The organism is Pseudomonas sp. NPDC087614, from assembly GCF_044743485.1.
In the GTDB taxonomy this organism is placed as follows: domain Bacteria; phylum Pseudomonadota; class Gammaproteobacteria; order Pseudomonadales; family Pseudomonadaceae; genus Aquipseudomonas; species Aquipseudomonas baetica_A.
This window is the reverse complement of sequence record NZ_JBIUWN010000043.1, coordinates 37,960-52,290: the sequence shown is the minus strand read 5'-3', so window position 1 is coordinate 52,290 and position 14,331 is coordinate 37,960. Positions and strand designations below refer to the sequence as shown.

At 60.7% G+C, this 14,331-nt stretch carries 8 protein-coding genes and 2 pseudogenes; all 10 read left to right on the top strand.

The window, feature by feature from the left end; translation table 11 throughout:
* Window positions 1-269 precede the first annotated feature (269 nt).
* Window positions 270-1,400 (top strand): annotated as a pseudogene (locus ACIOWA_RS16970) (cache and HAMP domain-containing protein); the annotation flags it as partial.
* 333 nt (window positions 1,401-1,733) lie between these two features.
* Window positions 1,734-2,261, top strand: a pseudogene (locus ACIOWA_RS16965) (methyl-accepting chemotaxis protein); the annotation flags it as partial.
* A gap of 232 nt (window positions 2,262-2,493) precedes the next feature.
* On the top strand, window positions 2,494-2,940 hold the full coding sequence (locus ACIOWA_RS16960; RefSeq protein WP_401160854.1) for a DUF411 domain-containing protein: 447 nt from the start codon (window positions 2,494-2,496) through the stop codon (window positions 2,938-2,940).
* A complete protein-coding gene (locus tag ACIOWA_RS16955) occupies window positions 2,940-3,374 on the top strand; it encodes a YqaA family protein (protein ID WP_401160852.1) in 435 nt (144 codons plus the stop codon). The genes ACIOWA_RS16960 and ACIOWA_RS16955 overlap by 1 nt, the downstream gene beginning before the upstream one ends.
* A gap of 87 nt (window positions 3,375-3,461) precedes the next feature.
* Window positions 3,462-4,505: an alpha/beta fold hydrolase gene (locus ACIOWA_RS16950; protein ID WP_401160850.1), complete on the top strand. Its 1,044-nt coding sequence runs from the start codon at window positions 3,462-3,464 to the stop codon at window positions 4,503-4,505.
* A gap of 13 nt (window positions 4,506-4,518) precedes the next feature.
* On the top strand, window positions 4,519-5,472 hold the full coding sequence (locus ACIOWA_RS16945; protein WP_401160848.1) for a D-2-hydroxyacid dehydrogenase family protein: 954 nt from the start codon (window positions 4,519-4,521) through the stop codon (window positions 5,470-5,472).
* Between the two features lie 586 nt (window positions 5,473-6,058).
* On the top strand, window positions 6,059-7,645 hold the full coding sequence (gene glgA, locus ACIOWA_RS16940) for a glycogen synthase GlgA (protein WP_339495651.1): 1,587 nt from the start codon (window positions 6,059-6,061) through the stop codon (window positions 7,643-7,645).
* Window positions 7,646-7,661: 16 nt separating this feature from the next.
* Window positions 7,662-9,464 carry a malto-oligosyltrehalose trehalohydrolase gene (gene treZ, locus ACIOWA_RS16935; RefSeq protein WP_401160846.1) on the top strand — a complete coding sequence of 601 codons (1,803 nt, stop codon included), beginning with the start codon at window positions 7,662-7,664 and terminating at the stop codon, window positions 9,462-9,464.
* Window positions 9,461-11,539 carry a 4-alpha-glucanotransferase gene (malQ, locus tag ACIOWA_RS16930; RefSeq protein ID WP_401160844.1) on the top strand — a complete coding sequence of 693 codons (2,079 nt, stop codon included), beginning with the start codon at window positions 9,461-9,463 and terminating at the stop codon, window positions 11,537-11,539. The genes treZ and malQ overlap by 4 nt, the downstream gene beginning before the upstream one ends.
* Window positions 11,536-14,304 carry a malto-oligosyltrehalose synthase gene (locus ACIOWA_RS16925; protein WP_401160842.1) on the top strand — a complete coding sequence of 923 codons (2,769 nt, stop codon included), beginning with the start codon at window positions 11,536-11,538 and terminating at the stop codon, window positions 14,302-14,304. Before malQ ends, ACIOWA_RS16925 begins: the two co-directional genes overlap by 4 nt.
* Window positions 14,305-14,331 lie beyond the last annotated feature (27 nt).

Sequence of the window (14,331 nt, the reverse complement as noted above, 5' to 3'; positions counted from 1 at the left end):
GGGCACTGTGATGTTGAACCCGGATCGGCAGCAGCAGACCGAGAAAAGAGCGGCATAGTTAGACGGCGACGCGACAACAACCTTGAAAAACGCCGAACCAGGCAAACCGCTTTGTTGTATCAAAGACGATACCTACCGTTCGGCCATACACTGCACGTTCTTGTACGAAAGTACCTAAAGCTTCTTCCCATCCCGACGATACCCATGGATACCCGTGATGTTTTCCCCCTGAACCCATAATAAAAAACGTAGCTAAAGGACCGGTCTCCATGCCCGCATTGCGCACTATTCAGGCTCGCTACACGCTGTTTCTGGTTCTGTTCATGCTGTTGTTGTCGGTGCTGACCGTGGTTGGCATCAGTCAACTGGTCGCCCCCAAACTGCGTCATACCGAAGAACAGGTTGTGCTCAACCGTATCGCCGAAGTCGCCGAGCAGATTCAGGGCGAATTGAACAAGGTTCAGGCGCAACAGCGCAGCATCACCCAAACCATCCCGTTGCTCGACAGCGCTGCCATCGATACGGTATTGCCGGGCTTGGTCGATCAATACGGCGAGCCGAAAGTCTTCGGCGGCGGGATCTGGCCGCTGCCGGGGCAGCGTGAGGCTGGGCGCAACAAGTTCAGCACTTTCTGGCATCGCGATGCCTCGGGCAAACTGGCGGTCAACACCTTCTGGAACAGCGACGCCGCGCCCAACTATTACGACCAGAGCTGGTACAAGGGCGGCATGCAGACCCCGCGCGGTCAGTGCGCCTGGGCCGCTGCCTATAAAGACGATGCCAGCGCCGAACCGCGCACCAACTGCGCCATGGCCATCCAGAAAAACGGTAGCGCCTGGGGCGTGTCGACCATCGACGTGACCCTCGGTTTCTTCAATGATCTGGTCGCCCGCAAGGAAAAAGACCTCAACGCCGAGATGCTCATCGTCGAGGCCGACGGCAAGATCATCAGCAACAGCTCGCGCATCAGCGGGCCGATCGTGCTGAAAAACATCAGTGAACTGGCCGCCAGTTCGACCTTCGCCAGCCAGGTCAAGGCTGGCCTGCAAAACCGCGATCAGGCGCAGCGCGTCGAGTTCGACAACAACGGTCAGGACAGCACCTTCTTCATGCGGCCGATCGAAGGCACCCCTTGGTTCCTCGCCACCGCCCTGCCGACCAAAATGCTGACCGCCCAGCGTGATGACGTACTCAGCACACTGAGCCTGCTGCAGATTCCGCTGGTGCTGCTGCTGGTGCTCTTGCAGGTTTATGCCATCCGCCAACTGGTTTCGCGCTTGAAGGCGTTGAAAGCCAACATCGACTTGCTGTCCAGTGGCGATGCCGACCTGACTCGCCGCATCACCATCCGCGCCGAAGACGAACTGGGTGCCATCGGCCACTCGGTCAACACCTTCATTGCCTATCTGCAAAACATGATCGGGGAAGTCACGCAGGCCACAGGGGCCATGGCCTCAAGCCTCGACAACCTGCAACGTACCTCGGCGCATACCAGCCAGATCCTGCTGCGCCATGCCTCGGAAACCGATCAAACCGTCACCGCTATCACCGAGATGAGTTCCACCGCGGAAAGTGTGGCGCAAAATGCCGCCGAAACCGCAGCGTTTACACAGCGAGCCAACGAAAACGCCGATCGCTCTCGCGTAGTGGTGGGCGAAGCGACCAACAGCGTGGTTGCACTGATTGACGAAGTGGCCAGTGCCACACACAAAGTTGAAAACATGCAGCAGGATGCTCAACGCATCACCGAGATTCTCGGGGTCATCGGAGCGATTGCCGGTCAGACCAACCTGCTGGCGCTAAACGCCGCGATTGAAGCGGCCCGCGCCGGCGAGCAGGGTCGTGGTTTTGCAGTGGTCGCTGACGAGGTACGCGCCCTCGCCGCCCGTACCCAAGCCAGTACCTCGGAAATCAACGAAATGTTGACCCGTCTGACCCAAGGGGTGAGCTCATCGGTCAGCGCGATGGAAAACACTCAGGCCAGTTGCCAGTCCGCCGCTGACGCTACGGCGCGGGTCAACTCCGGGCTGGACGAAATGGCTGGCTCGGTCAGCCACATCAATGGCCTCAGCACTCAGATCGCCACTGCCGCCGAACAGCAAAGCGCAGTGACCGAAGAGATCAACCGCAGCATGGTGCAGATCCGTCACATGGTCGATGAACTGGTGAAAAGCGGCCAGGCCAGCGAACTCAACACCCGTCAGTTGCTGGAAGCCAACAGCCAGGTGAGTGCGATCATGGGGCGGTTCAAGGTGCGCTGACAGGCCTGTGGCGAGGGCGATTGCGGCCTCGCCACCTCGGGTGTCTACCGCCCTTGCCCGGCGGCTCAACTGACAGATTTGTAATCTCTCGCTCATCGGGCTGTCAGCCTTGATCTACGATCATGCTGACGGCCTGCCTCGTAGCAACTGGAAACAATCCGTTGATGCCTGCCAGGAAAAACCGGTCAAAATGCGTTCTTTTTTGACCGTCAATCCGAGTCGAGAAGCCATCATGCGAACCCCTTTGCGTCTGGTCGCCCTGAGCGCCCTGTTCATCTCCTCCCTCGCCCAGGCTGGCGACCTGATCCAGATCGAAGTCCATCGCGACGCCAACTGTGGCTGCTGCAAAAAATGGATCAGCCACCTGGAAGCCAACGGCTTCAAGGTAGAAGATCACGTCGAAAGCGACATGAGCCGTTTCAAGCAACAGCATGGCGTGCCGCCGCGTCTGGCGTCGTGTCACACCGCGATCATCGACGGCAAGTTCGTCGAGGGCCATGTGCCGGCCGAACAAGTGCTGGCTCTGAGCAAGCGTGACGACTTGCTCGGTGTCGCTGCGCCGGGCATGCCGATGGGCTCGCCGGGCATGGAAATGGACGGCATGAGCGATGCTTATCAAATCATCGGCCTGAACAAGGACGGCGCTGACGTGGTGGTGGCAGACTACCCGGCCCATTGATGGGCGCGGCGTATATCGGGCTGTTCTTCGCCGCATTCGGCGCCGCAACATTGCTGCCGTTGCAGTCAGAGGCGTTACTGGTTGGCCTGATCGTCAGCGATCGTCATTGGCTCTGGGGGTTGCTGGCGGTCGCCACGCTGGGCAACGTCCTCGGTTCACTGGTCAACTGGTGGTTGGGATGTCGACTTGAACGGTTTGAGCATCGGCGCTGGTTTGCGGTCAGCCCCAAACACATGGCCACGGCGCGCAAGCACTACGAGCGTTACGGGCATTGGTCGCTGTTGCTCAGTTGGCTGCCGATCATCGGTGATCCGCTGACCCTGATTGCCGGCGTGATGCGCGAGCCCCTCGGGCGGTTTCTGGTGATTGTCACCCTCGCCAAGGGCGCCCGCTATGCCGTGCTGGCAATGCTGACACTGGGCTGGCTCGGTTGAACATTCGGGCCTGGGCATTGCCTGTGTTTAACATCGCCCTAATCCGGTCGTTCCAGCATCAGCCGATTTTCACTGGAGTTTGCACCCATGCCCGTTACGTTTTCCCGCTGGCTGCCCAGCCTGCTTTTGAGCGCTGCGCTGCCACTGATCGCCCAGGCCGAAACAGCGCCTGCGCCCGAAGGCCCCGAATACGGCTCGCAACTGGAAGGCTTCGAATACCCTTACACGCTTAAACACTTCGCCTTCCAGTCCCAGGGTAAATCCCTGCAGATGGGATACATGGACGTCGCCGCCCACGGCAAAGCCAACGGTCGCACCGTGGTGTTGATGCACGGCAAGAATTTTTGCGGCGCCACCTGGGATAGCTCGATCAAGGCTTTGAGCGAGGCGGGTTATCGGGTGGTCGCGCCGGATCAGATCGGTTTCTGCACGTCCAGCAAACCCGACAACTATCAGTACAGTTTCCAGCAACTGGCGACCAACACTCACCAATTGCTCAAAGCGCTGGGCATCCAGAAAGCCACCCTGCTTGGCCATTCCACCGGCGGCATGCTCGCCACCCGTTATGCGCTGCAGTTCCCGGAACAGGTCGATCAACTGGCGCTGGTCAACCCGATTGGCCTGGAAGACTGGAAAGCCCTCGGCGTGCCCTATCGCACCGTGGATCAGTGGTACCAGCGCGAACTGAACGTCAGTGCCCAAGGCATCCGCGAGTACGAACGCAAGACCTATTACGAGGGTCGCTGGAAACCCGAGTTCGACCGTTGGGTGGACATGCTCGCCGGTCTGAACAAAGGCCCGGGCAAAACCCAAGTGGCGTGGAACTCGGCGCTGATCTACGACATGATTTTCACCCAGCCGGTGTACTACGAATTCAAAAACCTGAAGATGCCGACCCTGTTGCTGATCGGCACCAGCGACACCACCGCCATTGGCAAGGACATCGCGCCGCCCGAAGTGAAAGCGAAAATCGGCCACTATGAGGAGCTCGGCAAACAGGTGGCCAAGCTGATCCCGCAGTCGACGCTGGTGGAGTTTCCCGGCATGGGCCACGCGCCGCAAATGGAAGAACCCGCGCAGTTTCACAAAGCGCTGTTGAGCTGGCTGGGCAAAAACAATCCCGTTCGTTGATGAGGTAAGGCTGATGGCGGTGCAGATTGCAGTGATCGATGACTGGCAGGACGTAGCCCGAGACGTGGTCGACTGGTCCGCCCTCGATAGCGTCGGTGAGGTGACGTTCGAGCATGAGTATCCGGCGGACAACGCCACGCTGGCCGAACGTCTGGGCAAGTACCAGGTGATTTGCGTGATGCGCGAACGCACCCGGTTCGACGAAGACTTGCTCAAGCGATTGCCCAAGCTCAAGTTGCTGGTCACCGGCGGCATGCGCAACGCGGCGCTGGACATGCAGGCGGCAGCAAAACTGGGTATCAAGGTTTGTGGCACCGACAGCTATAAACACGCGGCACCGGAACTGACCTGGGCGCTGATCATGGCTGCGACCCGTAACCTGGTGAACGAGGCGAACTCGTTGCGCGCCGGCACCTGGCAAAAAGGGCTGGGTGGCGATCTGCATGGCAAGACCCTGGGCATTCTCGGCCTGGGCAGCATCGGCCTGCGTGTGGCGCAGTTCGGCCAGGTGTTTGGCATGCGGGTCATCGCCTGGAGCGAAAACCTCACCGCCGAGCGCGCCGAACAGGCGGGCGTGACGTATGTCAGCAAGCAGCAACTGTTCGAACAGGCCGATGTGCTGTCGGTGCACCTGGTGCTCAGCGACCGCAGTCGCGGGCTGGTCGATGCGCAAGCGTTGGCGTGGATGAAACCGACAGCACTGTTGGTGAACACCGCACGCGGGCCGATCGTCGACGAGTCAGCGTTGATCAAAGCCTTGCACAAGCGACAGATCGCCGGGGCCGCGCTGGATGTGTTCGAGCAAGAACCGTTACCGGCGTTGCACCCGTTTCGCACGCTGGACAATGTGCTCGCCACGCCCCATGTGGGGTATGTCAGTCGGCAGAACTATGAGCGGTTTTTTTCACAGATGTTCGAGGATATTCAGGGCTGGGCGGCAGGAGCGCCCCTTCGATTACTGAATTGAGTCCGAGGGCTGCGTTGCTCCAGCCTGCGTCTTCGCGAGCAAGCCTGCGCCCACAATGATGCGTGTCCGACTGATCACCAGTGGAGCGCTTGCTCGCGAAGGGGCCATGAAAGCCCCTGCTACAAATTGCCCGCACCACAACAGTGCGTCCCGCCTTTCCGCTAGCACACATTCGTGACCGACCAGTCACTGTTTTGGCTCTTCCCCGCAAAAAAACCTGCACTTCGTCGGTGCGTTTACCCTGCCTGATCACGGTTTTCATTAAAGGAAACCGATTGTCGAACAATTTAGCCATTTGTTGTGGCCCGCTCTAGGATCTGGCCTAGACTGGTTTTCGCGGGTCAAAACCTGCCGGTCACACACCCGCAAAATAATCGAAACTTTTGCTGACGGCGGTGGGTCATCTGAAAGGCAGGGGAACGCGGCTGGTTCATTCCTTGCAATGGCCTCTTCACCCATTCTGCTTGCGCGTGTCGGGTAGCGTTTGCTCAGCGATGCGTGGTGCGTTTGCGCCCGGCCACAGGACGTTGGCCATGGACATCGCCTGCTAAAGACAAGAATCAGATCAACAAAACGGGAGATTCATATGATCAGTGCGGCATTGGATATTCAGGGAGAACGTGCTCAGCAATCGATAGGTGAATCGAGCACCGTCAGCGTTCCCGGCAGCCGATCGATCAACGCCCCCGGCACCAAGACGCTGGCTCCGGTAGCGAGTCAGAATCCCAACAAGAAAAAAGTGTTGTTCGTGACCTCGGAAATCGCCGACCTGGTGAAGACCGGCGGTCTGGGTGACGTTTCCGCCGCCCTGCCCCGCGCCATGGCACATCTGCACGATGTGCGCGTGCTGATCCCCGGCTACCCGCAAGTGATGCACAGCGAAAACCCGATTCACATCATTGGCGAACTGGGTGGCCATGCCGCACTGCCACCGTGCAAGATCGGTCGCATGGACATGCCTGACGGGCTGGTGATCTATGTGTTGATCTGCCCCGAACTTTACGAGCGCGAAGGTTCGCCTTACGGCGCCAACAACGGCCGCGACTGGCCGGACAACCACATTCGCTTCGCCCGCTTGGGTCTGGCCGCTGCGGACATCGCCGCCAACCTCGCGCAAATCCACTGGCGCCCGGATCTGGTGCACGCCCATGACTGGCCGGCCGGACTGGCACCCGCTTATATGCATTGGCGCGGGCAACGCACGCCGACGCTGTTCACCATTCACAACCTTGCCTACCAAGGCGTAACCAGCCTGGGTTCCTGCCCGGAACTGGGCATTCCCAACCATGCCCTGCAACAGGAAGGCATGGAGTTCTACGGCAAGATGTCGTTCCTCAAGGCCGGTATGGCGTATTCGAGCCACATCACCACGGTCAGCGCCACTTACGCGCAGGAAATCACCACCCCGGACTTCGGTTGCGGTCTCGACGGATTTCTTGCCGCCAAGACCCAGCAAGGTTTGCTCAGCGGCATCCCCAACGGCATTGACGAGAGCTGGGATGCGGCCACCGATCCGCACCTGTTTGCACCTTTCGCCATTGGCGATTGGGAAGGCAAAGCGGTCAATGCCGCGCATGTTCGCGAGCTGTTCGGTCTGGACCACTCCGAAGGGCCGCTGTTCGCGGTCGTATCGCGCCTGGTTTACCAGAAAGGTCTGGACCTGACCGAAGCCGTCTCGGAGTTCATCGTGCAGAACGGCGGCCAGATCGCGATCATCGGTCGTGGCGAACCGGAGGAAGAACAAGCCATGCGCGAACTGGCACTGCGCTTTCCCGGCCAGATCGGCGTGCGGATCGGCTTTAACGAAACCGACGCCCGCCGGATGTTTGCCGGCAGTGATTTCCTGCTGATGCCATCACGGTACGAACCGTGCGGCCTGAGCCAGATGTACGCCCAGCGCTTCGGCTCGCTGCCGGTGGCGCGCAACACTGGCGGACTGGCCGACACCATCGAGAACGGCGTCACCGGTTTCCTCTTCGACGAATCCACACCAGACAGCTATCGCGAGGCCCTGAGCCGCGCGTTCAAGGTGTTCGCCTTCCCGGAGCTGCTCAACGCCATGCGTTGCCGAGCCATGGCCGCGCCTTTCAACTGGTGCAAAGCGGTTGAACCCTACGCTGAACTGTATGAACAACTGGTCGCCAAGGCGCTGGGTAAAGCCGTCCACAAATAATCAGGGAGTTTCAACAATGCCGTTACGGACCCAAGAAACCTGGCCCCACGGCGCAATCATGCTGGATGCCGAACACACGCAGTTCGCGCTATGGGCGCCGGATGCGTTTTACGTCAGTGTCGAACTCGAAGACGGACGTTCTGTGCCGATGCTGCCTCAGGCCGATGGCTGGTTTGTGATCCAGACCCGCTGCGCGGCAGGCAGCCGTTACCGCTACAACATCGATGGCGAACTGGAGGTGCCGGACCCGGCCTCCAGAGCGCAGGATGGCGACCTTGATCGCCAGAGCGTGGTGGTCGACCCCCTCGCCTACCCATGGCAACACAGCACCTGGCACGGCCGGCCCTGGAGCGAGGCGGTGATCTACGAGTTGCACGTCGGTGCGCTCGGCGGTTTCGCTGAAGTCGAGCAACATCTGGAGCGCCTCGCCGCGCTGGGCATCACGGCCATTGAACTGATGCCGCTGGCGCAATTCCCCGGTGCGCGAAACTGGGGGTATGACGGTGTCCTGCCCTACGCGCCGCAAGCCTCCTACGGCACCCCGGAACAACTCAAACATTTGATCGACAGCGCTCACGGCCATGGCTTGGCTGTGATTCTGGATGTGGTTTACAACCACTTTGGCCCGGACGGCAATTACCTGCACCGCTACGCCAAAGGATTCTTTCGCGAAGACAAACACACGCCATGGGGCGCAGCGATCGACTTTCGCCGTTCCGAGGTCCGTGATTTCTTTATCGAAAACGCCTTGATGTGGCTGCTCGAATACCGTTTCGACGGCTTGCGTCTGGACGCGGTACACGCCATAGACAGTCCGGATTTCCTCCCCGAACTGGCCCAGCAGGTACGCCAGCAAATCGACCCGAGTCGCCATGTCTGGCTGACCGTCGAAAACGAGCTGAATCAGTCCAGCCTGCTGGAAGAAAATTACGATGCGCAGTGGAATGACGACGGCCATAACGCCCTGCATGTGCTGCTGACCGGCGAAACCGACGCCTATTACGCCGACTACGCCCAACAACCCACCGAGCAACTGGTGCGTTGTCTGAGCCAGGGTTTCGTGTTCCAGGGGCATATCACTCGCCATGGCGAACCCCGGGGTGAGCCGAGCGAACATTTGCCTTCCACCGCGTTCGTGCTGTTTTTGCAGAACCACGACCAGATCGGCAACCGCGCCTTCGGCGAACGTCTGCATCAGCTCGCCGATCCGCGTGCACTGCAAGCGGCCACCGTGTTGCTGCTGTTGTCACCGATGATTCCACTGATGTTCATGGGCGACGAGTTTGCCGCCGAGCAGCCGTTCCTGTTCTTTACCAGCCATCACGACGAACTCGCGCAGTTGGTGCGCGAAGGCCGGCGCAACGAGTTTGCCGCGTTCAGCGCCTTCACCGACCCACACAAGCGCGAGCAAATTCCCGATCCCAACGCCTTGCAAACCTTCCACGCTTCACAGCCACGTTTGACAGGCAACGGTACTGCCAAACAGCAGGACACCCTCGCGCTGTATCGGCAACTCCTGCAATTGCGCCATCAGCACATCATTCCCCACCTTCCCGGGACGCAAGCGTTGGGCGCGCACCTGCTCGGCCACGGCGCCGTCAGCGCACGCTGGCGCCTGGGCAATGGCAGCGAACTGCGAATTGACCTGAACCTCAGCAATACGGCGGTGGTCAACCCTCCACGAACCGACGCGGTGTGGCTGTTTCAACAGCCCGGTGCCGTCGAGTTATCGGATGAGGGCCTGTTGCCCCCGTATTGCGCGCTCGTCAGCCTCACGGCCGCAACCCCTTTGCAACCTCTGGATGGAGAGCGCCTATGAGCGATGCGCAACTGGAAATTCTTGCAAGCCGCGCCGGCCTTGCCGTCGACTGGATCGACGCCAACGGCCGCCCGCAAAAAGTCGCTCCGGCGGTGTTGCGCAATGTCCTGATCGGGCTCGGCCACCCTGCCAGTACGACGCAGGAAATCGACGCCAGCCTGCTTGAACTGCAACAAGTCCAGCAAGACCGTCACCTGCCCCCGTTGCTGACCAGCGATGTCGGCGCTGGCGTTGATCTGGCGCGCTATTTCGCACCTCTAACGCCTTGTGAGATTCATCTCGAAGACGGTTCGCGACTGAACCTGAAACTGGATGCGCAAGCGATACTGCCCGGGCTGATTCCGGTCGGTTATCAGCAAGTGCACATCGGCGATCAATATTTCACGCTGGCCGTCGCCCCCGAACGCTGCTTCAGCGTCGGCGATGCGGTGGACAATCCGATCCCGCGTGTGTGGGGCCTGAGCGTGCAACTGTATTCGTTGCGCCGCCCAGGTGACGGCGGCTTCGGCGACACGCAAGCCTTGGAAGCACTCGCTCGCGTGGCCGGTGAACGGGGCGCCGAAGCCTTGGCGATCAGCCCGCTGCACGCGATGTTCAGCGCCGACACCGGACGCTACAGTCCTTATTCGCCATCCAGTCGCCTGTTCCTTAACGCCCTGTACGCCGCACCGGGGGCGATTCTCGGCGAGCGCGCCGTGCGTGATGCCATCGACGCCGCAGGTCTGGCTGAGCAATTTACGCAACTGCAAGACCTGAAACTGATCGACTGGCCAGCCGCCGCCGACGCCAAACAGCAATTGCTGCAAGCGCTGTACGAAGGCTTTGTCGCCGGCGAGCACCCCTTGCATCCGGACTTTGCCAGTTTCCGTCATGCCGGTGGCGAAGCGCTGGAAAACCACTGCCGCTTTGAAGCGATCCAGGAAATGCGCGCCGCCCGTGGCGAAAGCCTCGACTGGCGCGAATGGCCCGAGCACTGGCACGACCCGCGTGGCGCTGCCCTGGAAGCCTTTGCCGAGGAATACGCCGAACGCATCGCCTACTTCGCCTTCTGCCAATGGCTGATCCACCGCTCGCTTGAGCGCGCACAAAGCGCCGCCCGCAGCGCCGGTATGGGCATTGGCCTGATCGCTGACCTTGCGGTGGGTGCCGACGGCGCCGGCAGCCAAGCCTGGAGTTTTCAGGATGAACTGCTCGCTTCACTGACCGTGGGTGCGCCGCCCGATATCCTCAATCGCGCAGGACAAGGCTGGGGGATTTCCGCGTTTTCCCCCGAAGGCCTGATCCGCAATGGTTTTCGTGCGTTCATCGAAATGCTGCGCGCCAACTTTGCCCACGCTGGCGGCCTGCGCATCGATCATGTCATGGGCCTGCAACGTCTTTGGGTCATCCCCAACGGCGCGGCGCCGGCCGACGGCGCGTACCTGTATTACCCGGTCGACGACCTGCTGCGCCTGCTGACCCTCGAATCCCATCGCCATCAAGCCATCGTGCTCGGTGAAGACCTCGGCACCGTACCGGAGGGGCTTCAGGAAAAACTCATCGCTCGCTCGATTCTGGGCATGCGCGTGCTGCTGTTCGAACAGGACAACACCCGTTTCAAACCGATCCTCGACTGGCCGGACAATGCGCTGGCCACTACCAGCACCCATGACCTGCCGACACTCAATGGCTGGTGGCATGGTCGCGACATCGACTGGAATGCGCGATTGGGTTTTGTCGACGCCAATGGCGAAATCGAATGGCGTCATCACCGTCAACGTGAACGCGAAGGCCTGCGCAGCGCGTTGAGCCAGGACCCGCAGAATTTTCGAGAGGAGTCCCACGAGGCCGACCAAGTAATCGATGCCAGTGTGCGTTTCCTCGGCCATACCCGCGCACCGCTGGTGTTGCTGCCTCTGGAAGATGCGCTGGGCATCAATGAGCAGGCGAACTTGCCCGGCACGATCGATACCCACCCCAACTGGTCGCGGCGCTTGCCGGGCAACAGCGAAACGTTGCTCGATGGCGCAGATGCCGCGCGACGTCTGGAACTCCTGGCGTGTGCACGTCTTCAGGCTGCCGAGCGTGACCAATGAATCAAACGCTCATCCAACCGCTACGCGCCACCCTGCGACTGCAATTTCACAAAGGTTTTACCCTTGAACACGCGGTGCCCCTGGTGCCGTATTTCGCCCGGCTCGGCATCAGCCATATTTACGCTTCGCCGCTGCTCGCCGCGCGGGCAGGCTCCATGCACGGTTACGACGTGGTCGACCCGACTCAAGTGAACCCGGAACTGGGCGGCGAACCAGCCCTGCGGCACCTGGTCAGCACCTTGCGTGAACACAAGATGGGCTTGATCCTCGACATCGTGTCCAATCACATGGCCGTCGGTGGCAGCGACAACCCGTGGTGGCTCGACCTGCTGGAATGGGGGCGATTGAGTCCCTATGGGGAATTTTTCGACATTCAATGGCACTCGCCTGACCCGCTGATGGAAGGCCAGTTGCTGCTGCCGTTTCTGGGCAGCGATTACGGCGTCGCGTTGCAGGAAGGCACCCTGAAGCTGCATTTCAACGCACAAACCGGCAGCTTCCACGTCGAGCATTACGACCATCACTTCCCGATCTGCCCGAATGATTACGGCGAGCTGCTCAAGCCTGATGAAACACTGAAAACCCTCGCGGATCGTTTCAGTGCCCTCAGCTATCAAACCGACGCCCATTCGCTGGCGGCTCCACTTAAGGAAGAGTTGCAACAGCGAGCGAGTGATCCGCGGACACTGGCAGCCATCCACAGCCATCTGGCGCATTACGACTCCACCACCGAAGAAGGCTTTCACAAGCTGCATGAGTTGCTGGAGCGCCAGAGTTATCGCCTGGCCAGTTGGCGCACCGCCGCGGATGACATCAACTGGCGGCGTTTTTTCGACATCAACGAGCTCGGTGGTTTGCGTGTCGAACGGCCGGCCGTGTTCGAGGCCACCCACGGCAAAATCTTCCAGTTGGTCGCCGAGGGGTTGGTCGACGGCTTGCGCATCGACCACATCGACGGCCTCGCCGACCCACGCGGTTATTGCCGCAAGCTGCGCCGACGTCTGGATCGGTTGGCGCCGGGAAGGCATTTGCCAATCTACGTCGAGAAAATCCTGGGTGCCGGCGAAACCCTGCGCCGCGACTGGGCAGTGGACGGCACCACCGGTTATGAGTTCATGAATCAGTTGTCCCTGCTGCAACACGATCCGGATGGCGAACACGTGCTCGGTGAGCTGTGGCAGCGGCGCACCGAACGCCCGGCTGCGTTTATCGAAGAGGCGCAGCTTGCCCGTCAGCAGATCCTCAACGGTTCGCTGGCCAGCGATTGCGAAAGCGTCGCTCAGGCGTTGCTGCAAGTGGCCCGCGATGACCTGATGACCCGCGACTTGACCCTCGGCGCAATCCGCCGGGTCTTGCAGGCGTTGATCGTGCATTTCCCGGTGTATCGCACCTACATCAGCGCGATGGGTCGTTCGGCGCAAGACGATGAAATTTTCCAGCATGCCATGGACGGTGCCCGGCAGACGCTGGGCGAAGGCGACTGGCCGGTGCTTGACTGCGTGGCGGCCTGGCTCGGTGGCACGCCGTGGCGACGCAAGCCCCGCGGGCGCTCGCGCAAAATCCTCAAGCATGCCTGCGTACGCTTTCAGCAACTGACGTCACCGGCGGCCGCCAAAGCCGTGGAAGACACTGCGCTGTACCGCTCAGCCGTGCTGCTGTCGCGCAATGATGTGGGCTACAACACCGAACAGTTCAGCGCACCGGTCAGTGATTTCCATGCGATCAATCAGCAACGCCTGACCGAGTTTCCCGACAACCTGCTGGCCACCGCCACCCACGATCACAAACGCGGCGAAGACACCCGCGCACGCCTCGCGGTGCTGAGCGAGCGCAGCCACTGGTACGCCGAACAGATCGAGTTGTGGCGCGCCCTCGCCCGCCCGGTGCGCCTTGATGATCAAATGCCGTCGACCGGCGACGAACTGATCCTCTACCAGGCGCTGATCGGTAGCTGGCCGCTGGATTTACAGGATGACGATCAGGCCGGTTTCGCCGACTACGCCAAACGCATCTGGCAGTGGCAACAGAAAGCCCTGCGCGAGGCCAAGCTGCAAAGCAGTTGGAGCGCGCCCAACGAAGCCTATGAAAACGCCACGCAGGCGTTCACCGAAAAACTGCTGACCGGCGATGAAGGTGAGTTGCTGCGCGCTGCACTGAGCAAGACCGTCAACAGCATCGCTGCTGCCGGCGCGCTCAACGGCTTGGCGCAAACCTTGCTGCACATGACGGTACCGGGGGTGCCGGATCTGTATCAAGGCAACGAGTTCTGGGACTTCAGCCTGGTTGATCCGGACAACCGCCGGCCGGTGGATTACGCCGCTCGCGAGCAGGCCTTGCCGGCACCCGCGCCGACCTCGGCGCTGCTGACCGATTGGCGTGACGGGCGTATCAAGCAAGCCTTGATCGCTCAAGTGCTGAACCTGCGCGCTGAACACGCGGAGCTGTTTCGGCGTGGCGCATACCAGGCCCTTGAGGTACTGGGCAGCCAGGCGCACAACGTACTCGCGTTTGCCCGCGAGCATGAGGACAGGCAGGCCATCGTGATCGTGCCGATCCGTTGCGCAACACTGCTGGAAAACAGTGCTGTACCTCAGGTCGATGCGCTGCGCTGGGGCGACACTCGGGTGGTTTTACCGTTCGCCGCCTCTGACGCAAACCTGAAGGGACTTTTTTCAAGCAGCGCAGTCACAAAAAACAGGGAGCTGAATGTCAGCGACGCGCTGGGGGATGTCCCGGTGAATCTCTTTATCCAACACTTAACGTAAGCACGAGTTCAGTTCAGGAGCATTACG

Coding starts and splice junctions, on each gene's coding strand:
- ACIOWA_RS16925 (WP_401160842.1), top strand. CDS start 11,536: ATGAATCAAACGCTCATCCAACCGCTACGCGCCACCCTGCGACTGCAA.
- ACIOWA_RS16945 (WP_401160848.1), top strand. CDS start 4,519: ATGGCGGTGCAGATTGCAGTGATCGATGACTGGCAGGACGTAGCCCGA.
- ACIOWA_RS16950 (WP_401160850.1), top strand. CDS start 3,462: ATGCCCGTTACGTTTTCCCGCTGGCTGCCCAGCCTGCTTTTGAGCGCT.
- ACIOWA_RS16955 (WP_401160852.1), top strand. CDS start 2,940: ATGGGCGCGGCGTATATCGGGCTGTTCTTCGCCGCATTCGGCGCCGCA.
- glgA (WP_339495651.1), top strand. CDS start 6,059: ATGATCAGTGCGGCATTGGATATTCAGGGAGAACGTGCTCAGCAATCG.
- treZ (WP_401160846.1), top strand. CDS start 7,662: ATGCCGTTACGGACCCAAGAAACCTGGCCCCACGGCGCAATCATGCTG.
- ACIOWA_RS16960 (WP_401160854.1), top strand. CDS start 2,494: ATGCGAACCCCTTTGCGTCTGGTCGCCCTGAGCGCCCTGTTCATCTCC.
- malQ (WP_401160844.1), top strand. CDS start 9,461: ATGAGCGATGCGCAACTGGAAATTCTTGCAAGCCGCGCCGGCCTTGCC.